The sequence below is a fragment of the Enterococcus sp. AZ084 genome (assembly GCF_051714905.1).
Lineage (GTDB): Bacteria > Bacillota > Bacilli > Lactobacillales > Enterococcaceae > Enterococcus_B > Enterococcus_B pernyi.
Window position 1 is genome coordinate 414,526 of the sequence record NZ_JBIOSS010000001.1, and the last position, 24,982, is coordinate 439,507.

Below are 24,982 nucleotides of genomic sequence, written 5' to 3' on the forward strand. Positions count from 1 at the left end.
CTTCGAGAAATAAGGCGCCATCCACGAAAATTGTTTTTCAAATTTTTGTGGATGGCGCCTTATTTCTCGAGGCTGAACACTTCTGTCCCGACCTCAGATCGCAGTTGTTTTTTGTTAATTTAAAGCAGTTAGAACATTATTTGGTACTTGATTTTCATTTATCGTCGTTGGTCCAGAGGTTACTCGTTTTTGGCTGACCTCTGCTTTGACATAACTATTAGGTTCTAACGGTGTTGGATTTTCTGAAGCAATCGTATAAGGCAATTTGATCGTTTTGCCATCCTTAGTAACAAAGGATAATTCATAGTCATACGCTTTCCAATCCCACATTTTTTCGCCGCTATCATTTCGTGCATCTTTCAAAGGTGGAACCTTTTCCGGTACTTTTGCGTAGGCAACTTGGCTATTGTAGGTCTGATCATAATATTGATAACCTTTGTAGCCACCAAACAATAACAATAAGAGAGCGATTGCTCCAATTAATTTTTTCATCATATCCATCCTTTTATGTTTCTTGATATATCCAATTATCGCCGATTGATACAGTGTTTGAAAATCGAAAAACGTGACAATTTTGAAATATTATTAAAATAATACCATTCAGACTAGTTCAGTATCTGTTTGACATTCTGGCAACCGCTTGCTATAGTAAAAAAGAAAAATAAATAAAACCTAGATGAACGAGGTATTTTGATGAGTGTAGTAGGTATCTAATCGAGTAAGTTGAATAACCAATAAAGCAGTAGGCTTATTTGGTGTGCTTATAGATGGTACCTGTCTGAAACAATTTCTTGTAATCAAATCAAGGGGAGGACATGTCTTATTTTAGCTGTGTCCTGCCCTTTTATTCTATTTTAGGTCTTTATTTATTTTGGGGACAGGTATCTCTTCAAGAAAAGGAGAGAATATGAATCATACAATCAAACAATTACAATTTGAACAAATCAGAAAAGAAGTGATTGCCCGAGCAATCGGAGATCACACGAAAGAACGTCTGGCAGAAATGTCAATCCCGACAAATCTGCAGACCGTAGAAACAAGACAAACAGAAACGAAAGAAGCCCGTACGATTTTAGAAAGTAGCCAGCACGTGCCCTTTATGGGGCTGACACGAATTGTGGCATTAACTGACCAAGTGAAAAAAGGCTTGATCTTAACCCCCGCTGAATTGATTGAATACGCTGATTTTTTAAGAAGCAGTCGAATGATCACTCGCTTCTTTGAAAAAAACCAATATCAAACGCCATTACTGTATGCGTACAGTAAAAATCTACCGGATCTTCAATCAGTAGAGGACTTAGTTTATGAACAAATCAAGAACCAACAAGTCGCAGATGAAGCATCAAAAAATCTACGTAAAGTACGAAAACAAATCCAAACGGTAGAAAAAGAAATCCAAGATCGTTTGCTAAAATTCTTGCGACATCCTGGGAATAAAGAAATGATCCAAGAAGCGATGATCGTTCAAAAAGGGGAACACGCAACGATCCCGATCAAAGCGAGTTATAAAAATAAAGTAGCCGGAACGATCATTGAACAGTCGAATAAAGGTACGACGGTATTCATCGAACCAACAGCAGTCGCTAAAGCAAGCGCACAACATCAATTATTGAAAGCAGAGGAAATTGCTGAAGAATATCAGATTCTAGCAAGTTTGACTGGGGCATTAGCTGAAAATGAACAGGCAATCGATCAAATCATCGAAACGGTCACCGTTTTCGATATTATTTTCGCACGTGGGAAATACAGTAGAGAGATCAATGGCATCACACCTATCATCAATAAATCAGAACGCATCCATCTGAAACAAGCGAGACATCCACTGTTATCAGAAAAAGCTGTGCCCTTAGATTTTGATTTGGGTGCAGAATATCGTGGATTAGTGATCACAGGTGCAAATGCTGGTGGGAAAACAGTTGTTTTGAAAACAGTCGGATTGCTGACGTTGATGGCAATGTTTGGTCTGCAAGTACCAGCAAAAGATGGGACAGAGCTTGCCGTATTCGACGAAGTTTTTGTCGATGTCGGCGATCAACAAGATTTAGCGAATGCATTGAGTACTTTTTCTGGGCATATGCAAAATATCGCACAGATTTTGAATAAAGTGGGTAGAAATACCCTAGTTTTACTTGATGAGATCGGTAGTGGAACAGAACCAACGGAAGGTGCAGCTTTAGCAATCGCCATCATGTCTGCAATGTATGAGAAAGGTGCGCTGATGGTTGCAACGACCCATTACGGCGAAATCAAAGAGTTTGCGGAACGACATGAAGATTTTGTGCCGGCAGCAATGGCTTTTGACCGAGAAGCCTTACAACCAAAGTATCAATTACAGGTAGGAAAAACAGGGGAAAGCCAAGCATTGTGGATCGCTAAAAAAATGCAAATGTCAGAGGACTTGATCCAACAAGCTCAGCAGTATCTTTCTACGAAAGACTATTCAAGGGAAAAACGCTTATTCAAACAACAAGTGAAGACGCAAGAAGTCAAGAACGAAGAAAAGGTTTTATTTTCAAAAGGGGATCGGGTATATGCCACCCAATACAAAAAAGAAGCATTAGTCTTTGAAGACACTGGCGAAGAGACGATCGTGATTTTTGTTGATAACCAAAAAGAAACGGTCCTTCGACAGCGTGTCCTTTTAAAAATGAGAGCAGAAGAACTTTATCCTGTAGGCTATGAGATCGATCAGCTATTTACAGATTTTAAAACGAGAAAATGGGAACGAGATATCGAACGAGGTTCAAAAAAAGCCCACAAAAAATTATTAAAAGAAACCCGTCAGCGTCAGGCTGCACGAAATGAAAATCATGAAAAAGAACAATAACAGATTCTCAATGATGTATGAAGTGTTGGAAAAAGATTGCGCTAAAAAACCGACAATTGATTGGTTCCACGTGGAAAGTACGGTAAAATAGATGAAATGACATTTTGGGAGTTGTTAAGTAATGAATGGAGCATCTGATTGGCGAAAAGAAATTCGCACGATTCCGAATCTACTATCGATTATAAGAATTCTTTTATTGCCTTTTTATTTGTATTTTATGAGTAAGCAAGCTTTCTATCTGGCTGGATCGATCATCCTCTTTTCAGGAGTCACAGACTTTTTAGATGGATACATCGCCCGAAGATTCAATCAGATCACAGAACTTGGAAAAGTTCTTGATCCAATCGGTGATAAGTTGACCCAATTGGTCTTGATCATCTCCATGGCATGGGAACGTCCGTATATCTGGCTCGTTTTAGCTTTATTTATTGTGAAAGAAGCATTTATGGTGATTGCTGGGATCGTTGCTTTGCGTAAACAGGTCAAATTAGATGGAGCAAAGTGGTATGGTAAATGGGCGACAGCTGTGATTTATGTAGGGATGATCCTGCTGTTACTTTTCCCGGCGATTCCTGAAGGATGGGTCATGGTGATATTTGCAATCATTACCTACAGTTTGGCTCAGTCCTTTGTTTTATATGCTTTGGAGTATCGTAAACTACTGAAGCGCTAGGTAGTTTGGTGTATCTTATTGTTGTAACAGCGAATGAGAAGAGTGCCGTTGCAATTTAAGTGAAGAATTTATCGAAAATCAATCGAAGTCAAAACTGGCTGAGATTGATTTTTTTTTGGTTTAAGATAAAAAAAATCAACTGAATGCAAAAAAAATAGCTGGTAATATGCCGAAGCATAGACGTAGCAATGATTCAAGAGTAAATATTTCAAGGAGTTAGGCAATATGTGAAGTTGAAATTACACAGAGAAGACTATATGATTTTATTATAATCTATTCGAGAAACAGATAGTTCACAAAAAATAAGGTCGATTCAATCAGTCATATGTACATATTTTAGGTTTTACTATCAATCATCAGAAGGAGAGGTAATTTATGAATTTATCGAATATTCAATCTAGTGAAGAATACTTAAAACATTATAGAGAATTTATGGAAAACTGTTTTTCCATCAACTATCCACTTTTAGCTTCTTTTTACAAAGAACTTCATCATCGTTTTTTAGAGGTCGTCTCTCAAAAGGACGGACCTGTGTTTGAGCAATTACAAGAGTTGTTAGGGATCGATGCACAGCTACAGATACTTTACGAAATGGCGGAATGTATCGAATCGTTGAAATTAGAAATGAATGAAGAGAAAATCATTGAAATGATCAAGAGAGATAGCTTTTCTTTTTATAGAGAACGGATAGGGTTAACGAAGAAAGATCCTATTCCGCGCGGATTGATCTATCTGAGTGAAAAATAGCCAGTCAATCTTACAGCTATTTCTCTATCAAGGGAAAAGATTCGACATAGTTTTTAACTTAATTCAGGCAGAAGTCGCTCATCCTCTATAGGTGGGTGATGAATGCCATTCGGTATGAGGGTTACCGTTGGTAACTCGAAAACCGACATGTAATGCATATTGCCTTTTTATTTTGTACTATGTTATAATCAGTCTATATAAGAAATGAGCTGATATAACAATGGAACTAGATACTAATAATCATTCAGTGTTTCTTCTCTATTATCATCTTGTACTGGTAACTAAATACCGTAGACAAGTGATTGATGATGAAATATCTGAATTTGCTAAAATAACTTTTGTACGAATTGCAGAGTCATATCACATCACTCTCGTTGAGTGGAATCATGATGAAGATCATGTTCATATTATGTTCAAAGCACAGCCAAAAACAGAGCTGACAAAGTTCATCAACGCTTATAAAAGCGCTAGTTCACGCTTGATAAAGCGTGACTATCCTAGAGTAAAACAATATCTTTGGAAAGAAATGTTTTGGTCTAAAAGTTTCTGCCTGTTGACAACTGGTAGCGCATCAATTGATGTCATCAAAAAGTATATTCAGAATCAAGGTAATAACCACAAATAGAGAGTAGGTGAGTCTTATGGAGCGACTAAAAGCATATAAATTCAGAATTTATCCAACAGAAGAGCAGGAAATTTTCTTTGCTAAGTCTTTTGGTTGTGTCCGTAAGGTCTACAATCTAATGCTTGATGACCGAATGAAAAATTATGAAGAAACTAAAAATGATTCTTCTACAAAAATAAAATTTCCAACACCAGCTCAATATAAGGAAGAATTTCCGTTTTTGAAGGAAGTAGATAGCCTTGCTTTAGCGAATGCACAACTTAATTTAGATAAGGCATATAAGAATTTTTTTAGAGATAAATCCGTTGGGTTTCCTCGATTCAAAAGTAAGAAGAATCCTGTACAAAGCTATACTACTAACAACCAAAAAGGAACAGTAGCTTTGATTGATAATAAATTCATCAAAGTTCCTAAGTTGAAGTCTTTAATCAAGATTAAACTCCATAGACAACCTAAAGGAATTATCAAATCTGCCACAATCTCACGTCATCCAAGTGGTAATTACCATATTTCTTTGTTGTGTAAAGAAGAAATAGTTGAACTTCCTAAAAACGATTCTTCTATTGGAATTGACCTTGGTATAACTGATTTTGCCATTCTTTCTGACGGTCAAAAGATTGATAATAATAAGTTCACGTCAAAAATGGAAAAGAAACTAAAACGTGAACAACGTAAGTTGTCAAGACGTGCATTATTAGCTAAACAAAAAGGTATCAATCTGTTTGAAGCTAGAAATTATCAAAAACAAAAACGTAAAATAGCACGACTACATGAAAAAGTAATGAATCAACGCAATGACTTTCTAAACAAGTTGAGCACAGAGATTATCAAAAACCACGATATGATCTGTATAGAAGACTTAAATACAAAAGGTATGTTGCGTAATCATAAACTAGCAAAAAGTATTTCGGATGTTTCATGGTCTAGTTTTGTGACTAGGTTACAATACAAAGCTGACTGGTACGGTCGAAATATTATCGAAGTGGATAAGTGGTTCCCATCTAGTCAAATCTGTTCGAATTGTGGACACAAAGACGGCAAGAAATCTCTAGAAATTCGAGAATGGACTTGTCCTGTTTGTCATGTTCATCATGACCGAGATATCAATGCTAGTATCAATATTCTGACCGAAGGTCTAAGACTACATTCTATGGGATTAGCTTAGATCCAATCATCAAAAACCGTAGGAACTACGGGGATAGCTTGGTAAATAAGAGAAACCGCTGTGAGTAAAGAAATACGCTTGCAAGTATGCTCTATTCCCAAGAAGCTCCCACTTCAAGCGTTAAAAACCGGTAGGTTTAGCTAAGTGGTGAGTAGTTCACTATACAGAAAAGCTGTGACCTAAGTGTTCAGCCCTGAGAAATAAGCGTGAAACCCAGAAAATTCCTCTTGGAATTTTGAGGTCTCACGCTTATTTCTGAAGGAGCTACTTCACATTATCGCCAAATAATTACTGGATCTTCTGCTTGCACGATCCTGTCACTCTGTGATAAGAGAAAATCTACTGCGGAGGCGCCGATTTTTTTAGGGGAGAAATCAATAGTTGAAAAGGCTAATATCTCACTATATGGTAGATTTCCTTCACCTATGACAGTGAAATCTTTTTTATGAATGAATCCTGCCTGTTTCATTCCTGAAATTACACCGGCTGCTGTATCATCGCCATTGACATAGATTACCTCTGGAATAGAGGCGTGAGTTGTGATCTCTATTGCGAACGCATAGCCATCTGCATAGGTTTCAATACCAGTGAAATAGTTTTTTCCTTCAATCGCTTTTCCAAAATACATTTCATAAGCAGTCAATTTGTTTTTTGTAGTCTGGCTTTGTGAGGCACTGCGTTTAGTAGTAAAGATGACTCTGGAAATACCACGGGTATGCAGGGTAAGAAACAATTGATCATACGCTTTTTTTCGATCCGGATAAATCATGGCAAGGTCGTCATTGTCCATCTTTTCAGTTGAGACGATTTTTCCTTTGAAGCGAAGAGGTTCAAGTAGTTCATCATTTTTTGTTCGTGACGTCAGAATAAGACCGTCGATCATTTTTTGCTCTAGTAGTGTGTAATAGTGATTCTCCGTCTCCTTTTCATAATAAGTAGGGAGTAATAATACTTGATACCCTTTACTTTTTGCCTGATACAAGATACTATCCACCAATTGATTATAGCAAGAACTGTTGTTAGGCAAGGTAACACCTAAAGTATAGGTTTCTCCTTTACTCAATTTTACAGCATTGCCGTTCACCACATAGTTCGTCTCTTCAATAGTGGATTGGACTTTTTTTCGTAAATCATCGGATACGTAACGGTCGTTATTTATCACTCTGGAAACGGTAGATTTGGATACTCCTGACATTTTTGCGATTTCTCGAATCGTAACGATGGGATTTTCCTCCTTTTCTCTTGACTTGGGACGCGTCCCAGTAGGTATACTTTTTCTGAAAGGTGGTAATGGAATGACAATCAAAATGATCGCTGTAGATATGGATGGTACATTTTTGAATGATCAAAAGAAATACAATGAGGAACGCTTTAAGAAACTTTTTGACTTACTACAGGAAAAAGAAATAAAGTTTGTTGTAGCAAGTGGAAATCAATATTTCCAGTTGCGTTCATTCTTCCCTGATCTTTATAAAAGTATAGCATTCGTAGCAGAAAATGGGGCAAATATTTTAATTGGTGAAGACCATGTGTACAATGCAGAATTACGTCCTGAAAAAATCGTTCAGACATTAGATGTATTGGAAGAGTTAGCGCCAATGAACTTGATCTTATGTGGGAAACAGAGTGCCTATCTCTCTAATAAAGTTTCTAAGGAGTTGTTTGAACGTGCAAGTTTTTACTACCCTAAGCTTGAAAAGGTAGAAGACCTGTATACGTTAGCTAAGGGAGAAGAAACGATTTTCAAGTTTGCTTTATCCTTCAATGAGCAAGAAGCGGCAGAAAAACTAACTGCCTCAAAGCATTCTTTAGGAGAGGGATTGATACCGGTCTCTAGTGGTCATGGAGATATCGATTTGATCATCCCTGGTGTCCACAAACTAAACGGGTTACGCTTGTTAGGCAAAAAATGGGGAATCAGTGAGGATGAGATTGCTACGTTTGGCGATAGCGGGAATGACTTTGAAATGATCCAACAGATCAAGCACAGTTTTGCTATGGAAAATGGACAGCCCAAGATCAAAGAAGCAGCTACGATGATTATCGGATCAAATAATACAGAGGCTGTACTCGATACGATCCAAGCAATTGTAGAAGGGAAATATACGTAACTTAGTGGTGGCAAATTACCGAAACATTGAGCTATAAGAAATAAGACATCATCCACGAAAATTGTTTTTCAAATTTTTGTGGATGATGCCTTATTTTTCAAAGAGGTTCCATTTGTTTCCGCCGTTTATTCGGTTTTAGGTAGTGCGAGACAGAAACTTGCTGCGTTTATTTTTTGATGATCATATTGATGGCTTGTTCCATTTTTTTTGCTTGTTCCTCCACACTGTTTTCTGGATGCTCCAAGCAGTTTTTTAAATTTTCAGCAACGATCATCCCCATGACACGATCAATACTTGAACGAACAGCGCTTAATTGTGTAATGATATCCATGCACTCTTTTTCCTCGTCAATCATTTTTTGGATACCACGAATTTGTCCTTCTGTACGTCTCAAGCGATTTAGAATTGTTTTGTTGTCAATAGTCATCATAGAACCTCCCACTCTTTTTTGCAAATAATACCCTATATAGGTATTATTTGCAAATGAAAACTGCAACTTTTTGAAATTAAAAGTTTTAATGGTTGACATAATCACATTTATCGTGTTGAATATACCCCAGTAGGTATATTTTTCTAAAAAAAGAGGAGAGAATGAAAATGGGATTATTTCAACTTAGTCAATCAATAACAGTAAAGGATTTGCAAGATAAATTAAAAGAAAACATCCAATTGATCGATGTTAGAACACCGGCTGAATACCGAGGTGGGCATATTAAGCAAGCGGAAAATATTCCTTTACACCGTATTAGTACGTATAATGGGGATAAACAAGCGCCGGTATACGTTATTTGTCAGTCAGGAATGCGTAGTAAGCAAGCGACGAAAGAATTAAAAAATCTTGGTTATCAGGCAATCAATATTCGTGGCGGGATGAATCAATGGTTTGGGGAAAAGATTGGAGGAAGATAAAAAATGAAATTTGTGATAATTGGCGGTGTTGCTGGAGGGATGTCTGCGGCTACTCGTTTAAGACGACTGCAAGAAGATGCAGAAATCGTTGTTTTTGAAAAAGGTCCCAATGTTTCTTTTGCTAATTGTGGCCTTCCATACTATCTTTCTGGTGAAATCGATGAAAGAGAAAAGTTACTGATCCAAACACCTGAAAGTTTAGCTGCACGTTTTCGCTTAGATGTTCGAGTGGAACATGAAGTAACAGCGATTTTTCCAGAAACAAAAGAAGTGGAAGTTTCTCATGGAGGGAAATCCCACAAAGAAACGTATGACGCCCTTTTGCTTTCTCCAGGAGCTAAACCTTTTATACCTGAGATCACAGGCTTGTCTGAAACCAAAAATGTATTTACCGTGCGAAATGTTCCAGATGTTGATGCTATCATGGGAAAATTAGAGGAACAACCTCGTAAAGCAGTGGTTATCGGTGCAGGCTTTATTGGTATTGAAGTAGCAGAGAATCTAAAAAAACGTGGACTGGATGTAACGATTGTCGAACGGACTCCGCAAGTTGTACCGACGTTGGATGAAGAGATGGCTTCTTTTGTACAAAAAGAATTAGAAAGTAATGATGTTCGAGTTTTAACAAATTGTGCCGTGACTAGTTTTGAAGAACAAGGAAACGTGCTTCGTCTAGAAAATGGCGAAATGTTAGAGTCAGATTTGACGATTCTTTCGGTCGGAGTCCAACCAGATAGTCGCTTGGCTGAGATGGCTGGCTTAACGTTAGGATTACGTGGTGGCATCGTTGTCGATGAACATTATCAAACGAGTGACCCGGCAATCTTTGCAGTAGGAGATGCGATCGTCGTGAAACATCAAATCACGAAGGAACCTGCATTGATTTCTTTAGCTTCACCTGCGAATCGACAAGGACGACAAGCTGCTGATAACATGGCTGGGCGGCCACGCCTGAATCAAGGCAGCCTTGGAACGGCTATTGTTCGAGCATTTGGTCAGACAGCTGCCTCCACAGGTATCACAGAACGACAAGCAAAAAAAGCAGGTTTATCTTTTCAAGTCCTCCATGCTTCAGGTAAAGATCATGCTGGCTATTACCCTGGTGCAACGGACTTGTTGTTGAAATTGATCTTCCATCCGGAAACTGGGGAAATCTATGGAGCTCAAGGAATCGGTCAAAAAGGAGTAGATAAACGAATCGATATTCTTGCGACAGCCATTAAAGGGCATTTGACAGTCTTCGACCTGCCAGAGTTAGAACTGACTTATGCACCGCCTTTTGGTTCAGCGAAAGATCCAGTAAATATGCTAGGTTATATTGCGATGAATGTCATCGAAGGATTGAGTGAGATGATACAGTGGCATGAATTGCCAGAAGAATTAGCACATGGGAAACAATTGCTTGATGTTCGGAATAAGGAAGAATTGCAAAAAGGTTATTTCCCAAAAGCTAGCCATATCCCTTTATCTGAATTGCGTCAACGATTGGACGAATTGGATAAAGAACAAGAATATATCGTCAGTTGTCATAGTGGATTACGTAGCTACTTAGCAGAAAGAATCTTGAAACAAGCGGGATTCACTGTGAAAAATTTAGATGGCGCTTTTTCTCTGTACCAAGCCGTCAGACCAGATGAATTATGCTATCCTCAAGGGTAGAACTTGAGGGTGTGACCGACGAGCTTTGTAAGGGAAGTAGTAAGCTTGGATGATCGTTTTTCTATTTTTAGAACTTGGCGCTTTTTTAGGCTATTTTTTTGAAGGATAGGAGCTGACGAATGACAAAACTCCAACCTTTCATCGATACAACTAGACAGAATACGTCAATTGTTTATAGGCGATTCCTCAGTTTTTTTCTATAATGAACAACTAGTGAAAATGAAAGGGGATGGCAGAGATGCACAAAATGAAAAAAGTACTTTTTACTGCACTGATCGCCAGCAGTTTCTTTCTTTGTCAGACAGTCCGGGCAGATTCAAGTCAACTAGCATCAGAAACCAGTGAGTCACAGATGCAGGAGAGTCAGGAGCCACTAGACTCGTCACATACACCTCTTAACGAAACTGATCCATCAGATTCGACTCGCTGGGAGAAGTTGGAGCAACAACGTAAAGAAGTGGAAGATACGTTGGAACAAGCGAAACAACAACTTATCGAAAAACAAAGGGAAATCGATCAAACAGTGAACGATTTAGCAAATCAAGCAGCGAGTGATCGCGATGAGTTAGCTGAGAAAATAGCTGAAGAGCGAGAAAAAGCCGAATTAGCAAAACAAAAAATAGCATCTGCGACCCAACGGGCAACCGAAGTACAAACGGAATTGCAAGATTTAGCGACGTCTACGGTTGCGTCAGTGGATCAGACACAAGCGGATATTCAAGCAGCTCGTACGGAAATCCATGAAAAAGCAGCAGAAGCTCAAGCGGCAATGGCCGATTTCGAAGCAAGAAAAGCAGATTTGTCTGCCAGTATCGAAAGAATCAAGGCGACCTTACATTCCGCTGGAAAACGTTCGGTAGAAGCGGGGACAGTTACTGAAACAGAAACAAAAGTAGTGGAAGAACAACCCGCGAAGGCATTACCAAAAACGGACGATCGCCGGTCAATTTATTTGTCAGTGATCGGTAGCTTGTGCTTGCTGGTTGTTTTTGTCGGTGCTGTGTATCAAAAAAGAGTTTGAGAGTGACATCTCAAACTCTTTTTTGTTGTTTGAAAACAACGAATTGATTATTGGTCTATATTTATTAAAAAAAATAAATGGTTGGATAATAGATTTTTTCGTTCTTTTTCGTTGCTTTTACTGGTTTTTTAAATGTATTCAATCAATGCTTCCTATTTTTTTGGATAAATGGTATACTCGTTTTAATGTTTTTAGATATTTTCTAGAAAATTTACAAAAATAACGATAAACGCTCTTTCACGAGCGGAGAGAAAATAGGAGTGGAAAGAATGAAAGCATATATGCAACGAATGGGTCGCTCATTGATGTTGCCAGTAGCAGTCTTACCAGCGGCTTCTTTACTAGTTGGTCTTGCGAATTGGTTCGTAGGAGTAGGCATCAGTAATGCGGGAACGACCTTCTTAATGAATGCGGGGCTAGCGATTCTTAACCATCTTGCCTTATTGTTTGCGGTGGGTTTGGCATTGGGAATGTCAAAAGACAAAGATGGATCAGCTGCTTTGGCAGGATTGGTCGCTTACTTGATCCCTCAAACCGTTTTATCTGCGGATTCAGTACAAGGATTATTGCATCTGGGAGATCTCACTGAAGTCAATCCGGCTTTCAATACAATGGATAACAATGTATTTGTTGGAATCGTGGCAGGATTAGTCGCTGCTGCGATGTATAATCGGTTTAGCCAAGTGAAATTACCTATGGCCTTATCATTTTTTAGTGGGAAACGCTTAGTTCCGATCATGTCTGCCTTGAGCATGTTGGTTATTTCTGCGATATTATTATTTATTTGGCCAACTGTTTATGATGTACTGGTTTCCTTTGGGAAGGGGATTTCTCAATTAGGGTTTGTTGGTGCAGGACTATACGGTTTCTTCAATCGTTTATTGATTCCAACAGGCTTACATCATGCACTGAATTCTGTTTTTTGGTTCGACGTGGCAGGTATCAATGATATTGGAAACTTTTTAGCTGGACAACAAGCGTTAGATAGTGGAAAAGCAATAATTGGGCAAACCGGTATGTATCAAGCTGGGTTTTTCCCAGTCATGATGTTCGGTTTACCAGCTGGTGCTTTTGCTATTTATCAAAGTGCACGTCCAGAAAAGAAAAAACAAGTCGCTTCCTTGATGCTAGCAGCTGGTTTTGCTGCGTTCTTTACAGGTGTGACTGAACCATTAGAATTTTCATTTATGTTTGTGGCGTGGCCGTTGTATGTTATCCATGCCATTTTTACAGGAATTTCATTAGCAATCAGTGCCTTTTTCCATTGGACAGCTGGTTTTGCTTTTAGCGCTGGCTTTGTGGATTACTTTTTGTCGTTGCAGAATCCAGTCGCGAATCAACCATTGATGTTGCTTGTTCAAGGAGTATTTTTTGCAGCTATCTATTATTTTGGCTTCCGCTTTGCCATCAAAAAGTTCAATTTGATGACACCAGGAAGAGAAACAGAAATTGGCGAAGAGACACCTGATATTGCTACGGGAACTAATGAATTTAGTCAACTAGCTGCGGTGATCTATGATGCATTAGGTGGAAAAGAAAATGTACAAGCAATCGATAATTGTACGACACGTTTGCGTCTACAGGTAAAAGACACAGCAAAAGTAAATCAAGAAGCGATTAAACAAACTGGCGTCCCAGGGGTAAAAGTAATTGATCAAACAAATATCCAAGTCATTGTAGGCACACAGGTCCAATTTGTAGCAGACGAAATGACGAAACTCCAACAAGGTAGTAAGGGAGAGCGAGAGACCGCTCAATCAATTCCTCACCAAGATGTGCCGGTTTCTGCTTCAAAGACAAGTAAGGAAACATTTGAACTCTATGCACCGGCGCTCGGTAAAATCATTCCAATCACTGAAGTCGGCGATCCTGTTTTTGCAGAAAAAATGATGGGTGATGGCTATGCAGTCTTGCCGGAAGCAAAAGAAATATTTGCACCAATCAGTGGAATGATCACTAGTATTTTTCCGACGAAACATGCACTGGGGATCGAAACAGACAATGGCCTTGAAGTGTTGGTGCATATGGGAATCAACACCGTTGATTTACAAGGAGAACCCTTCACTCTTTATGTCAAACAAGCACAACGAGTGGAACGAGGTCAATTATTGGCAGTTGTTGACTTAGCGATGCTAGAAAAAGCAGGTAAACAAACAGATATGATCGTTGTATTTACAAATAGTGAGAAAGTTGAAAGTCTAACCATTGAAAAAAGAGCGATGGTTGAGGCGAATGAGGTGATTGGACAAGTCCAGTCATTGTGAAGCGTGTGTGAGTAAAAAACGAGTGGAGACCCTAGAAATTTGGCGGGTCTTCACTCGTTTATTTGTTTTGATTTTATTAAACCAATCGAACAGCCGTCCCGCTACAAGTGACCATCAACATCCCATTATCTGAACCTAAGACTTCATAATCCATCTTCATCCCGATGATCGCATTTGCGCCAAGTGCTTCTGCGCGTTGCGCCATTTCAGCTAATGCTTCTTCTCTTGCTGTCAATAATTCCCCTTCATAACTTTTTGAGCGTCCGCCAAAAACGTTACGAATCCCTGCACCTAAATCTTTTAAGACGTTGATTCCCGTAATGACTTCACCAAAAACAATTCCCTCATAAGACTCAATGACTTGATGTTCTACGCTATTTGTTGTTGTAATGATCATTTTGATCACTCCTTTCTTTAAGGAAAGTATAGCAAATATCTCTTTTTAGTCCTATCTTTATCTTCACATAAATAAAAAAACTATCGTTCATTATATCGCATTATTTCCATTACCCATAGGAGTTGATATATACTTAATACAGTATCAAGAAAACCCTTACAAAAAAGGGTGCTAAACTGAAGGAGGGGAATTCGTTGAAGAAAAGTATCTTACTGCTTTCTCATAGTAAGAAGGTCACAGACGGCATCAAAGAGATGATTGAACAAATGCAACAAACCGATGACGTAGAAGTATTATCACTTGGCGGAATCGAAGAGGGAGAACTCGGTTCTGATCCGATGAAGATCGTTGATGCCGTCAATCAATCAGCCGATTCATCTGCTTATTTTGTCTTTGCTGATCTTGGTAGCGCAGTGATGAATTCAGAATTGGCAAAAGATTTATTGGAGGAAGCCCAACAAAAAAACTACTACTTGGTGGATGCCCCCTTAGTAGAAGGAGCCTTTGCGGCTGCTATTACAGCAGGGACAACCGACAATATCGAACAAATCATAGAAGAAGCACGACAAGCAGGGAAGAAAGGGTGGATGTAAATTGAAAAAAATCATGAATGAACCTGGGGATATCGTAGAAGAAATGCTAGAAGGGATCGTAAAGAGTTATCCAGAGCTAGTACATCGTGTAGAAGATTCTCGTGTAATTGCGAAAAATCAGTTGAACGAACAAGTCGGGTTAGTTTCTGGAGGTGGTAGTGGACATGAACCTGCTCACGCAGGTTTTGTTGGAGATGGCATGTTAAGTGCAGCAGTTTTGGGGGATGTTTTTACCTCACCGACACCTGATCAAATCCAACTAGCGATCAAAGAAGCGGACCAAGGACAAGGTGTGTTATTGATTATCAAAAACTATACTGGAGATATATTGAATTTTGAAATGGCAAAAGAGTTAGCTGCTATGGATGAAATTGACGTCGAAGAAGTAGTGGTCGATGATGATATCGCGGTAGAAAACAGCACGTATACGGCAGGGAAGCGTGGCGTAGCGGGGACTATTCTTGTCCATAAGATTTTAGGAGATGCTGCCAAAAATGGGGCGAGCTTGACTCAACTGAAGGAATTAGGAGAGCGAGTGGTTGCTGCGACCAAAACAATTGGTGTCGCATTACGGGCTGCGACTGTCCCAGAAGTAGGGAAGCCTGGCTTTGACCTAAATGAAGACGAAATCGAATACGGTGTAGGGATTCATGGCGAGCCAGGTTATCGTCGAGAAAAACTGCAACCCTCTAAATTGTTAGCGAAAGAGTTAGTCACGAAAATTTTGAGTGAGTATACTGAAAAACCAAAAGAAGTCGGTGTCTTAGTGAATGGGATGGGTGGTACACCATTGATGGAACAATTTGTATTCATGAATGATGTGTTGACGTTGTTGAATGAAGAACAGGTGGATGTTACTTTCCATAAAGTCGGTGATTTGATGACTTCATTGGATATGCAGGGACTATCATTGACAATGGTTGACTTAACAGAAACCACTTGGAAAGCAGCTTTAACAAGTCACGTAGAAACGATTGCATGGTAAAGGATGATGAAAAAATGAAGTTGACGGTAAAAGAGATCCAAGCTTGGCTTAACCGCTTTGCTGAAGAGATCAAAGAGAAAAAAGCGTACCTAAGTGATTTAGATACCCCCATTGGCGATGGGGATCATGGGAATAATATGGGAAGAGGTGTGACAGCCTATGAAGCAGCTTTTCAACAGGAGGCACCTGACACTATCAGTGATACCTTCAAGATGTTCTCTATGGCGATGATTTCCAAAGTAGGTGGCGCTTCGGGTCCTCTTTACGGTTCTGCGTTTATGAACTTGATGAAAGCGACAAAAGGAGTAGAGCAGATCGATTCACAAGAACAATTAGGTGAGTTCATCCGTGAAGGAGCAAACGGCATCCAAGCAAGAGGAAAAGCGGAACAAGAAGATAAAACCATGTTAGATGTTTGGTTCCCTGTAGCTGAAGCACTAACGGCAGGGAATCTTACGAAAGAAGTAATTGAGCAAGCAAAAGAACACACAGCAGGATTAGTCGCGAAAAAAGGACGTGCTTCTTATTTAGGTGAACGTTCAATCGGACATATTGATCCTGGTGCGGCATCTAGTGCCATCTTGTTTACTACGTTATTAGAAATAATCGACGAAATATAAAAAAGGTTGGATAGAAGGATCTAACCTCGATAAATCAGGCGCCATCCACAGTGGTTTTAACCTTATGTGGATGACGCCTTTTTTAAAACCATTATTTTTTGGTCCGTCCTTTATCCTGTTTAAGGTGAGACAAGTGGTTGTTTGTTAGATATTCCCAATGCCACCGCCCAATTCTGGACGATTGATTTCATCAACCACTGAGACTGTTACCGTTTTTTCGACTCTTGGATCTTCTGTTACGCCAAATGTCACGGCAAATTCGCCAGTTTTGTTTGCTTCAATCGAGGAATGCTTCACGTAAACATTTGCCTTTTGCCCAAGGAGAGTCACGGCATTTGCGCCGGTTGCTTGGATCAGTGAGAGGTCATCCGTTTGACCTAACTGGACAGTTGCATCGAATGCTTGCAAAAAGAATCTGGAAGGAACGTAGTTATCCGAAGCGACGGTAAGATTGACAGTTTTAGTAAATAAACTTGAGTCTCCTTTGAGACCGAATGTAACAGTGTAATTTCCTGGCTCAAACTTGATTGTGGAGTGTTTGATTTCTACAGGCAAGGAATGTCCTAAAATATCAGTTGCCTTGGCATTAGTCATGATGATCAACGTTTGTTCGTCCAATTGGTCGATCGAGACAGTAGCATCCGATGCGTCGACAAAGTAAAGACTTTCTTGCTCGTTCCCTGCGTCATTAGTAACTGTGACTTGGACTGTCTTACGGATCTTTGGTTCTTCTTTGATCCCTAAAACGATTTGATACGTACCAGGGGTATCATTCACTACATTTGATTTCTTGATCACAACATCTACTGGAGAGCCGCCAGAAGTCAGCGCTTGCGCATTTGTTGCTTGAAGGATAGCTGCTTCATCTACTTGCCCCACCGGAACCGTTGCATCATCAGCAGTTAATTGATAAATACCATAAGTCGGACAGTCTTCAAGTTTATCGACGACAGTGACTGTGATCTCTTTTTCTACTGAAGACATGATGGTCGTGCCGATCGTTGCTTGATAGATGCCTGGAGTGTCTTGTACATTGGCTGACTTGATGATCGGAGGGACTTCTACGCCAATCGAATTTGTGATGCGGGCATGAGAAGCTGTTAAAATATTCTCGTTAGACGTTTCGCCAACTTCCAATACAACATCTGACCCACTAATGGCAAAGGCGCCAATGAAGTCAGTTTCGCCAGCTGTTGGATGTATTTCCTCAGCGCCGACAGGTTGAGAGACATTCAAGCATGAGATTGCACATAAAATCGCACTAGCAGATAAAGCAATTTTCAAAATCATCGATTTCATTTTTTATTCCTTCTTTCTAAAATAACTTTTAATACCTATAACAATATAACAGCTGTTTGAGTTATTAACGTAACGACAATTATGTAATTAAAGAAAAAATGGTGCGTGCAATAAGAAGAACATGTTTCAACAGATCGAGCAATGGAATCAATAAAGGTTTCTTCAATTCCATCGATTTCCGCCTAGTTCAAGATTAAAAAGCGATGTTATTTTTTGTCGTTCGAATGATCAAGAAAAATTTTTTTGTTGACAAAAAAAACAGTGCGTTCTAAGATAGGAGATAGATGAATAAGGAATTAGACGATGAATAAAACGAAGTAGTGGATTAAGCCAATGTTTCAGAAAGCTAGTGGTTGCTGTGAACTAGTACATGCTTTAGCGCGAATTACATTTTAGGAGTCTATGGCATGAAGCCACGCGACAGCGTTAAATGTTAGAGAGATATGTTTGGAAAACAAACATATAATTTGGGTGGTACCGCGAATTTTCGTCCCTTGACTTGATTGTCAAGGGATTTTTTTGTTGTCTGCCCGTTAATAAATGACATGCTGGCAGGGACCTGCTTTCATAAAAAAAGATATGGAGGGAAATGTTATGAATATTATTGATGAATTAACTTGGCGTGATGCCATTAACCAACAAACCAACGAAGAAAGACTTCGCGAGCTTGTTGAAGAAAAGAGTATCTCGCTTTACTGTGGTGTCGATCCAACAGGAGATTCGATGCATATTGGGCATTTGATCCCGTTCATGATGATGAAAAGATTCCAATTAGCAGGGCATCATCCATACATCCTGATTGGTGGAGGAACTGGAACGATCGGTGATCCAAGTGGACGGACAAGCGAACGTGTCTTACAAACGATGGAACAAGTCCAACATAATGTGGATGCATTATCGAACCAAATGCGCAAACTTTTTGGGAAAGATGCCAATATTACATTTGTGAACAACTATGACTGGTTATCAAATATTTCTTTATTAGAATTTTTAAGAGACTACGGAAAAAACTTCAACATCAATACGATGTTAGCGAAAGATATCGTGGCAAGTCGTTTGGAAGTCGGAATTTCATTTACCGAATTTACTTACCAAATCTTGCAATCGATCGACTTCTTGCACTTACACAGAACATATGATGTGCAATTACAGATCGGTGGAGCTGACCAATGGGGAAACATCACTGCTGGTTTAGATCTGATCCGTAAATTGGAAGGGCCAGAAGCGGAAGCCTTTGGGTTGACGATCCCATTGATGCTAAAAGCAGATGGAACAAAGTTCGGAAAAACTGCCGGTGGTGCAATCTGGCTAGACCCTGAAAAAACATCCCCGTACGAATTCTACCAATTCTGGTTGAATCAAGATGATCGGGATGTTGTGAAATACTTGAAATTCTTTACTTTCTTATCACAAGAAGAAATCAATGAATTAGCGAAAAAAGTGGAGACAGAACCTGAAAAACGTGAAGCACAACGCCGTTTGGCAGAAGAAGTGACACGTTTTGTCCACAGCGAAGAAGACTTACAAGAAGCGCAAAAAATCACAGCTGCATTGTTCTCTGGAAATATCAAAGAACTAAATGCGTCAGAAATCGAACAAGGCTTTGGAAACATGCCGAATGTAGAGATTTCAAGTACCCCTGAAAATATCGTGGAACTACTTGTTTCCACAAAAATCGAGCCATCAAAACGTCAAGCGCGTGAAGATGTGTCGAACGGAGCTATAAGTATTAACGGTGATCGCGTAACCGATTTAAATTTTGTCATTGATCCAGCTACAGAATTTGATGGTAAATTCGTAGTGATCAGAAAAGGGAAAAAACGCTACTTTTTGGCCAAAGTAGTTGATTAGAATTTAGTAATTTTTTACCTTGTAAAAGGTCTATTCCATTACAAAATTCCAATTTTTGAAACTTATCCTAATAGTTACGCCGGTTGTCGTTAATACAATCATGAGGAGAGAATTTACATTTGTAAATTCCCTCCTTTTTTTAATTTTTATCAATTGTACCAACAATTCAAACAATTAAAAACATTAAAATGAAATGAGGAAAATAGGAAAAGTGATATTTACAGAAATAAAAAACAGGTGTAATCTAAGCCTCGACAAAATTTAAAAAATTATTTTAGGAGGGTTTCTAAATGGAATCAAAGGTAAATGATTTAAATTTGAATGCACTATTCATTGGAGACAAAGCAGAGAATGGCCAAATCTATAAAGCTTTGTTAAATGAATTAGTGGACGAGCACTTAGGATGGCGTCAAAATTATATGCCACAAGATATGCCGATCATTACGCCGGAAGAAAAAAGCAGTGAAAGCTTCGCGCACACGATCAATAAAACAAAAGACGTGTTAGCTGAAATCTCTACGCGGATGCGTACACACTCTGTCCCATGGCATAATGCAGGTCGTTATTGGGGTCATATGAACTCTGAAACATTGATGCCATCATTATTAGCCTATAATTTTGCGATGCTATGGAATGGAAATAACGTCGCATATGAATCTTCTCCAGCAACAAGTCAAATGGAAGAAGAAGTTGGAATGGAATTTGCTACATTGATGGGGTACAAAAATGGCTGGGGCCATATCGTTGCAGATGGCTCATTAGCAAATTTAGAAGGTCTTTGGTATGCGCGCAACATCAAATCATTGCCACTTGCAATGAAAGAAGTGGCACCTGAATTGGTTTCAGGTCAAACAGATTGGGAATTGATGAATCTTTCAACTCGGGAAATCATTGATCTGTTAGATCAAGTGCCAGAAAAAATCGATGAGATCAAAGCACATTCTGCACGCAGTGGAAAACATCTTCAACAATTAGGTAAATGGTTAGTCCCACAAACAAAACACTATTCATGGTTGAAAGCAGCAGACATCATTGGTGTCGGCCTAGATCAAGTGATTCCAGTGCCTGTGGATCACAACTACCGCATGGACATCAAGGAACTTGAAACAATCATTCGTGAATTGGCTGCTGAACAAACACCGGTTTTAGGTGTCGTTGGTGTCGTTGGTTCTACTGAAGAAGGGGCAATCGATGAAATCGATAAAATCGTTGAATTACGTCGCAAGCTAGAAAAAGAAGGCATTTATTTCTACCTACACGTAGATGCAGCTTATGGTGGTTACGGACGTGCGATCTTCCTTGATGAGAACAATGAATTCATCCCATTTGATCAATTAAAAGAAGTACACGCAAAACATCATGTCTTCACAGAAAATAAAGATTATCTTTTAGAAGAAGTACACCGTGCATATCAAGCAATTGAAGAAGCAGAATCAGTGACGATCGATCCACATAAAATGGGCTATGTTCCTTACTCTGCTGGAGGTATCGTGATCCAAGACATTCGTATGCGTGATGTGATCTCTTACTTTGCAACCTATGTATTTGAAAAAGGAGCAGATATCCCAGCATTGCTTGGTGCCTATATTTTGGAAGGATCAAAAGCCGGAGCAACTGCCGCAAGTGTTTGGGCAGCGCATCATGTACTACCGCTTAATGTGACTGGTTATGGTAAATTGATGGGAGCATCGATTGAAGGCGCACATCGTTTCTTCCACTTCTTGAACAATTTAACCTTCAAAGTGGGCGATAAAGAAATCGAAGTTCATCCATTGACTTATCCAGATTTCAATATGGTTGATTATGTATTCAAAGAAAAAGGAAATGACGATCTGGTAGCGATGAATCAGTTGAACCATGATGTGTATGACTATTCTTCTTATGTCAAAGGAAGCATCTATGGCAATGAATTCTTGACATCTCATACAGACTTTGCAATTCCAGATTATGGCAATAGCCCACTTCAATTTGTAAAACAATTAGGATTTACAGAAGAAGAATGGGAACGTGCTGGAAAAGTCACAGTCTTACGTGCCAGTGTCATGACGCCGTATATGAATAAAGCAGAACATTTTGAAGAATATGCAGAAAAAATCAAAGCAGCGCTTCAAAGTAAATTAGAAAAAATCTATGCAGATCAGTTAGTGGCAAACGAAACAAAATAAACGTAAATATTATGATGAGTGAAGAGAAAGCAAGTAGAATGAGCGCTCATTTCTCGTTCGAAACGAATAAAGAATGAGCCTCCTTTCTCTTATCAAATCTTTCATGTTGGAGTGCCTTTGAAGCTTGATGATCCAAGCAAAAAATACTCAAAGCACAAGTTGGCCATACGTTTGCTTTTATTTGCTGTTAATGAAAAGTTTCAAAGACACGCCTATTTATTTCTTAATAAGGAGAGTGTCAAAATTGAGTAAAGCTCAAGTAAGTAAAATGGGGCTAGGGACATTCATTGGTTTGACCATGGCGCTATGTGCCACTGTTCGTAGTATCCCAACATTGTCAGCTGTTGGTTGGACATTGATTTTTTACACGATTTTTGCCGTCTTGTTTTTTGCTGGACCCATTTCAATGATTTCAGGTGAATTATCAACGATGCTGCCACAAGAAGGAGGCCCGCAACTTTGGGTCAAAACAGCACTAGGTAGTAAATGGGGATTTGTCGTTGCGTGGTTACTTTGGGTGCAAATGTTCCCAGGAATGGTCATGGTCGCTTCTACCTTAGGTCCATTGTTAGGGAATACGTTTGGGAACGCGGCTCTTGGCAACAATCACTACTTCGTTTTAGGGTGTATCTTGGTCATTTACTGGATCATCACCTTGCTCAACTTGAAGTTTGACATGGCGAAAGTTGGCGGGAATATTGGTGTTTGGTTGGGTGTTTATATTCCTGTGGTGATCATGTTTGTTTTGGGGATCTTAGCGTTTTTCAAAGTGGGACTTGTTTCAAATGGCTATTTGGGGGATTTTTCATGGTCGAAAGCATTGCCTGATCTACAACACAGTGATTCATTGAAATATTTGGCAGGGATCACATTTATTTTTGTGGGAATCGAAATGAGCTCAGTGTATATGCCTCGTTTGAAAGATGCAACGAAGAACTATACTAAAGGGGTCTTTATTGCATTGATCGGACTAGTTTTATTGAATGTCATCAACGCCTTGTTTGTTGCAAATGTCGTACCAGAAGGAACAATGGAATTGGCAAACATCACACAACCAGTATTGATCTATTGTGATATTTTAGGATTGCCAACGATCATCGGTAATATCTTCAGCTTTATGGTCTTTATTGGTGTGTTATTACAATTGTCTGCTTGGGTAACTGGACCTTCTAAAACGATCATCCAGGTAGCACGTGAAGGATTCTTGCCACCAAAATTTGGCTTCCATAAAGAAAATGAATATGGTGTTTCAAGAAATGTGGTGTTGACGCAATCAGTAGTTATTTCCCTCTTTGCGTTACTTTATGGCGTCATGGATGATGTAAGTGCGGTCTTTCTTACATTGACGAATGCAACAACAGTGATTTATTGCATCGTATATCTCTTGATCGCCATATCTTTAGTGAAAATGAGAACTAGCCATCCAGAATTGCCTCGTCCTTATCGAATCGGTAAAAAAGGAAATGGCTTTGCGTGGCTGGTTAGCTGTATGCTGATGTTGGCAATTATCGCCGTTGTTGTTTCAACGTTAGGAACTTCAACATTAGCGGATGCATTGCTTGTTGCGGTCATCGCAATCGTGATGTTCGTTATTCCGCTGATCATCAATCGCGTGAAGAAAGCAACCTGGTTGACTGAAGTTGAAGCAGACTTAAAAGAATAACAGGAAAAATGATCTCTTAGAGAATATAAAACAACACTTATGAAGAACTGTTTTCTTCGTAGGTGTTGTTTTTCTTAAAAAATCAAGAGCAAAAAAAATAGAGCCGTCTCAACTTTTGGCGAAGTAGACGTGCTCTAATGTTCTATTGATGCCATCCGCTTTTAACGGACTACATGGGGCATGTTAATGCATGCCTCTTTAACCACATTTTAAGAGATTTTTAGAAAGAATAGAAGAGATTTCTTTTTTTGATTATTTCTAGTTAAATACAAATGTGGACTTATCGTTAGTGGATCAGTTGATTACTAGTAAAATAAATAGCAAAGTATCTTTTGTCCGAAGACAAGATGCTTTGCTATTTTTGTTTGATTTGCCTAGGAATGGATGCCCTATTTTTCTTTCAATGGAACGACCGTTTCGCGTTTGATCAAACGATGGGGGATCACTAAACGTACACCATTGCTCACTTCTTCATGGATCAGTTCTTGTAATTTTTGCATCGCGACTCGACCTAACTCAGAGATATCGATGTCGATACTTGTTAAGTAAGGATGCATCAATGTAGAAAAAATCGAGTTATTGAAGCTGATCATCGAAAGGGTTTCCGGGATGATATAGCCATACATTTGGGCGAGTTGCATCGTGCGTAAAGCAAAAATATCATCGATAACAACTAGCGCTGTCGCTTCAGCTTTTTTTAAGATCGTGTCAAAATCCAAGTAATCTTCAGCCTGTTCCAAGGTCACACTTGGATGGGCGTTCAGTCCTGCTAACATCATCGCTTTTTGATAACCGAAATAGCGTTCAAAGTATAAACTTTCATGTGTTGTATTGGTCACGAAAAGAATATTTTTATGGCCATTATCGATCAAAAATTCGGTGGCTTGCTTTCCTAACAGTTGATTGTCGTTATCAATGTAGATGATTTCGTTCTCATGATGGTATGGTTGTCCGATCAGTGTGAACGGAATCTGTTGTTCATAAAGATAATCGATGACTGGATCATCACTATCGGAGTAGACTAGGATAAAACCATCAACTTGTTTTTGTAAATGCATCCGCTGAACGTTCTCTAATAAGACGTCGAAACTTTTTGCGGTAGCAATAGCTGTTGTCACACCGTGATGTCGTGCTTCTTCGTTGATTGCTTCCATGATTTCTAAATAAAACGGATTGCCAAGACGCTCTTTGGAATCGAGTGGTGGAAGAATGACACCTACAGCGCTTGATACACGTTTACCAAGATTTCTCGCTGTGATATTAGGGACATATCCTAGTTCATCCATGATTTTTCGTACTTTCTTTTTCGTTGTTTCGGAAATACTTGGATGGTCATTGATCACGCGAGAAACAGTAGATGTCGCTACGCCTGCTTTTTTTGCAACATCTTTCACTGTAATTGCCATAA

22 protein-coding genes and 1 other annotated feature are annotated in these 24,982 nt (G+C 39.2%); of the genes, 16 read left to right on the forward strand and 6 right to left on the reverse strand.

Going from position 1 to position 24,982, the window contains the following annotated elements:
* Positions 1-114: 114 nt before the first annotated feature.
* Positions 115-492, reverse strand: coding sequence for a DUF1093 domain-containing protein (locus IGI79_RS01980; RefSeq protein ID WP_023519051.1), 378 nt, complete (start codon positions 490-492; stop codon positions 115-117).
* A gap of 415 nt (positions 493-907) precedes the next feature.
* On the opposite strand from IGI79_RS01980, the gene IGI79_RS01985 reads away from it, so the two are divergent.
* The 5 genes from IGI79_RS01985 (at position 908) to tnpB (ending at position 6,037) form a co-directional block, all read left to right on the forward strand.
* A complete protein-coding gene (locus IGI79_RS01985) occupies positions 908-2,827 on the forward strand; it encodes an endonuclease MutS2 (RefSeq protein WP_065095852.1) in 1,920 nt (639 codons plus the stop codon).
* Positions 2,828-2,948: 121 nt separating this feature from the next.
* Entirely contained in the window at positions 2,949-3,500 is a 552-nt protein-coding gene (locus IGI79_RS01990; RefSeq protein ID WP_066026614.1) for a CDP-alcohol phosphatidyltransferase family protein, read from the forward strand.
* 375 nt (positions 3,501-3,875) lie between these two features.
* Positions 3,876-4,247: a DUF7006 family protein gene (locus IGI79_RS01995; protein ID WP_019723867.1), complete on the forward strand. Its 372-nt coding sequence runs from the start codon at positions 3,876-3,878 to the stop codon at positions 4,245-4,247.
* A 220-nt stretch (positions 4,248-4,467) separates the two neighbouring features.
* Positions 4,468-4,872 (forward strand): IS200/IS605 family transposase, encoded by a 405-nt coding sequence (gene tnpA, locus IGI79_RS02000; protein WP_019723868.1) that lies wholly within the window; start codon positions 4,468-4,470, stop codon positions 4,870-4,872.
* A gap of 16 nt (positions 4,873-4,888) precedes the next feature.
* Positions 4,889-6,037, forward strand: coding sequence for an IS200/IS605 family element RNA-guided endonuclease TnpB (gene tnpB / locus IGI79_RS02005; RefSeq protein WP_430608206.1), 1,149 nt, complete (start codon positions 4,889-4,891; stop codon positions 6,035-6,037).
* A 274-nt stretch (positions 6,038-6,311) separates the two neighbouring features.
* On the opposite strand, the gene IGI79_RS02010 is transcribed toward tnpB, so the two are convergent.
* Positions 6,312-7,259, reverse strand: a complete 948-nt coding sequence (locus IGI79_RS02010; protein ID WP_438846060.1) for a LacI family DNA-binding transcriptional regulator — start codon at positions 7,257-7,259, stop codon at positions 6,312-6,314.
* Positions 7,260-7,332: 73 nt separating this feature from the next.
* Between IGI79_RS02010 and IGI79_RS02015 the strand changes: the two genes are divergently transcribed.
* A complete protein-coding gene (locus IGI79_RS02015; protein ID WP_438845656.1) occupies positions 7,333-8,148 on the forward strand; it encodes a Cof-type HAD-IIB family hydrolase in 816 nt (271 codons plus the stop codon).
* A gap of 166 nt (positions 8,149-8,314) precedes the next feature.
* Here the strand turns inward: IGI79_RS02015 and IGI79_RS02020 are convergent, their stop codons facing one another.
* A complete protein-coding gene (locus IGI79_RS02020; protein WP_010736403.1) occupies positions 8,315-8,575 on the reverse strand; it encodes a metal-sensitive transcriptional regulator in 261 nt (86 codons plus the stop codon).
* A 170-nt stretch (positions 8,576-8,745) separates the two neighbouring features.
* Here IGI79_RS02020 and IGI79_RS02025 point away from each other — a divergent pair, with 170 nt between their 5' ends.
* From IGI79_RS02025 to nagE, 4 genes are all read left to right on the forward strand, one after another.
* Complete coding sequence (locus IGI79_RS02025; RefSeq protein WP_019722741.1) at positions 8,746-9,057, forward strand: rhodanese-like domain-containing protein; 312 nt, start codon at positions 8,746-8,748, stop codon at positions 9,055-9,057.
* A 3-nt stretch (positions 9,058-9,060) separates the two neighbouring features.
* Positions 9,061-10,716 (forward strand): FAD-dependent oxidoreductase, encoded by a 1,656-nt coding sequence (locus tag IGI79_RS02030; RefSeq protein ID WP_438845657.1) that lies wholly within the window; start codon positions 9,061-9,063, stop codon positions 10,714-10,716.
* 238 nt (positions 10,717-10,954) lie between these two features.
* Positions 10,955-11,737, forward strand: a complete 783-nt coding sequence (locus IGI79_RS02035) for an LPXTG cell wall anchor domain-containing protein (RefSeq protein ID WP_438845658.1) — start codon at positions 10,955-10,957, stop codon at positions 11,735-11,737.
* Positions 11,738-12,006: 269 nt separating this feature from the next.
* Positions 12,007-14,001 (forward strand): N-acetylglucosamine-specific PTS transporter subunit IIBC, encoded by a 1,995-nt coding sequence (nagE, locus tag IGI79_RS02040; RefSeq protein ID WP_438845659.1) that lies wholly within the window; start codon positions 12,007-12,009, stop codon positions 13,999-14,001.
* Positions 14,002-14,077: 76 nt separating this feature from the next.
* Here nagE and IGI79_RS02045 read toward each other — a convergent pair whose 3' ends face one another.
* Positions 14,078-14,398 carry a heavy metal-binding domain-containing protein gene (locus IGI79_RS02045; protein ID WP_010736398.1) on the reverse strand — a complete coding sequence of 107 codons (321 nt, stop codon included), beginning with the start codon at positions 14,396-14,398 and terminating at the stop codon, positions 14,078-14,080.
* Positions 14,399-14,592: 194 nt separating this feature from the next.
* Here IGI79_RS02045 and dhaM point away from each other — a divergent pair, with 194 nt between their 5' ends.
* The 3 genes from dhaM to dhaL are packed head-to-tail and all read left to right on the forward strand — an operon-like array spanning position 14,593 to position 16,596.
* On the forward strand, positions 14,593-14,991 hold the full coding sequence (dhaM, locus tag IGI79_RS02050; RefSeq protein WP_019722736.1) for a dihydroxyacetone kinase phosphoryl donor subunit DhaM: 399 nt from the start codon (positions 14,593-14,595) through the stop codon (positions 14,989-14,991).
* Position 14,992: 1 nt separating this feature from the next.
* Positions 14,993-15,976, forward strand: a complete 984-nt coding sequence (dhaK, locus tag IGI79_RS02055) for a dihydroxyacetone kinase subunit DhaK (protein WP_438845660.1) — start codon at positions 14,993-14,995, stop codon at positions 15,974-15,976.
* 14 nt (positions 15,977-15,990) lie between these two features.
* Complete coding sequence (dhaL, locus tag IGI79_RS02060) at positions 15,991-16,596, forward strand: dihydroxyacetone kinase subunit DhaL (protein WP_010736395.1); 606 nt, start codon at positions 15,991-15,993, stop codon at positions 16,594-16,596.
* Positions 16,597-16,740: 144 nt separating this feature from the next.
* Here the strand turns inward: dhaL and IGI79_RS02065 are convergent, their stop codons facing one another.
* A complete protein-coding gene (locus IGI79_RS02065) occupies positions 16,741-17,895 on the reverse strand; it encodes a hypothetical protein (RefSeq protein ID WP_438845661.1) in 1,155 nt (384 codons plus the stop codon).
* A 294-nt stretch (positions 17,896-18,189) separates the two neighbouring features.
* Positions 18,190-18,393 (forward strand) — a binding site (T-box leader).
* A gap of 96 nt (positions 18,394-18,489) precedes the next feature.
* Here IGI79_RS02065 and tyrS point away from each other — a divergent pair.
* The 3 genes from tyrS to tyrP all read left to right on the forward strand — a co-directional run bounded on the left by tyrS (position 18,490) and on the right by tyrP (position 23,574).
* Positions 18,490-19,746 carry a tyrosine--tRNA ligase gene (gene tyrS / locus IGI79_RS02070; RefSeq protein ID WP_010736393.1) on the forward strand — a complete coding sequence of 419 codons (1,257 nt, stop codon included), beginning with the start codon at positions 18,490-18,492 and terminating at the stop codon, positions 19,744-19,746.
* 290 nt (positions 19,747-20,036) lie between these two features.
* Positions 20,037-21,911, forward strand: coding sequence for a tyrosine decarboxylase (gene tdc / locus IGI79_RS02075; protein WP_010736392.1), 1,875 nt, complete (start codon positions 20,037-20,039; stop codon positions 21,909-21,911).
* A gap of 244 nt (positions 21,912-22,155) precedes the next feature.
* Positions 22,156-23,574, forward strand: coding sequence for a tyrosine-tyramine antiporter (tyrP, locus tag IGI79_RS02080; RefSeq protein ID WP_019722733.1), 1,419 nt, complete (start codon positions 22,156-22,158; stop codon positions 23,572-23,574).
* Positions 23,575-23,963: 389 nt separating this feature from the next.
* On the opposite strand, the gene IGI79_RS02085 is transcribed toward tyrP, so the two are convergent.
* The gene (locus tag IGI79_RS02085; RefSeq protein WP_019722732.1) at positions 23,964-24,980 is read right to left on the reverse strand and encodes a LacI family DNA-binding transcriptional regulator; all 1,017 of its coding nucleotides are present in this window, start codon (positions 24,978-24,980) and stop codon (positions 23,964-23,966) included.
* Between the last annotated feature and the right edge of the window lie 2 nt (positions 24,981-24,982).

Excerpts from the sequence above, each read along its gene's own strand:
- IGI79_RS01980 (WP_023519051.1), bottom strand. The coding sequence starts at position 492 with ATGAAAAAATTAATTGGAGCAATCGCTCTCTTATTGTTATTGTTTGGT.
- IGI79_RS01985 (WP_065095852.1), top strand. The coding sequence starts at position 908 with ATGAATCATACAATCAAACAATTACAATTTGAACAAATCAGAAAAGAA.
- IGI79_RS01990 (WP_066026614.1), top strand. The coding sequence starts at position 2,949 with ATGAATGGAGCATCTGATTGGCGAAAAGAAATTCGCACGATTCCGAAT.
- IGI79_RS01995 (WP_019723867.1), top strand. The coding sequence starts at position 3,876 with ATGAATTTATCGAATATTCAATCTAGTGAAGAATACTTAAAACATTAT.
- tnpA (WP_019723868.1), top strand. The coding sequence starts at position 4,468 with ATGGAACTAGATACTAATAATCATTCAGTGTTTCTTCTCTATTATCAT.
- tnpB (WP_430608206.1), top strand. The coding sequence starts at position 4,889 with ATGGAGCGACTAAAAGCATATAAATTCAGAATTTATCCAACAGAAGAG.
- IGI79_RS02015 (WP_438845656.1), top strand. The coding sequence starts at position 7,333 with ATGACAATCAAAATGATCGCTGTAGATATGGATGGTACATTTTTGAAT.
- IGI79_RS02020 (WP_010736403.1), bottom strand. The coding sequence starts at position 8,575 with ATGACTATTGACAACAAAACAATTCTAAATCGCTTGAGACGTACAGAA.
- IGI79_RS02025 (WP_019722741.1), top strand. The coding sequence starts at position 8,746 with ATGGGATTATTTCAACTTAGTCAATCAATAACAGTAAAGGATTTGCAA.
- IGI79_RS02030 (WP_438845657.1), top strand. The coding sequence starts at position 9,061 with ATGAAATTTGTGATAATTGGCGGTGTTGCTGGAGGGATGTCTGCGGCT.
- IGI79_RS02035 (WP_438845658.1), top strand. The coding sequence starts at position 10,955 with ATGCACAAAATGAAAAAAGTACTTTTTACTGCACTGATCGCCAGCAGT.
- nagE (WP_438845659.1), top strand. The coding sequence starts at position 12,007 with ATGAAAGCATATATGCAACGAATGGGTCGCTCATTGATGTTGCCAGTA.
- IGI79_RS02045 (WP_010736398.1), bottom strand. The coding sequence starts at position 14,398 with ATGATCATTACAACAACAAATAGCGTAGAACATCAAGTCATTGAGTCT.
- dhaL (WP_010736395.1), top strand. The coding sequence starts at position 15,991 with ATGAAGTTGACGGTAAAAGAGATCCAAGCTTGGCTTAACCGCTTTGCT.
- IGI79_RS02065 (WP_438845661.1), bottom strand. The coding sequence starts at position 17,895 with ATGAAATCGATGATTTTGAAAATTGCTTTATCTGCTAGTGCGATTTTA.
- tyrS (WP_010736393.1), top strand. The coding sequence starts at position 18,490 with ATGAATATTATTGATGAATTAACTTGGCGTGATGCCATTAACCAACAA.
- tdc (WP_010736392.1), top strand. The coding sequence starts at position 20,037 with ATGGAATCAAAGGTAAATGATTTAAATTTGAATGCACTATTCATTGGA.
- IGI79_RS02085 (WP_019722732.1), bottom strand. The coding sequence starts at position 24,980 with ATGGCAATTACAGTGAAAGATGTTGCAAAAAAAGCAGGCGTAGCGACA.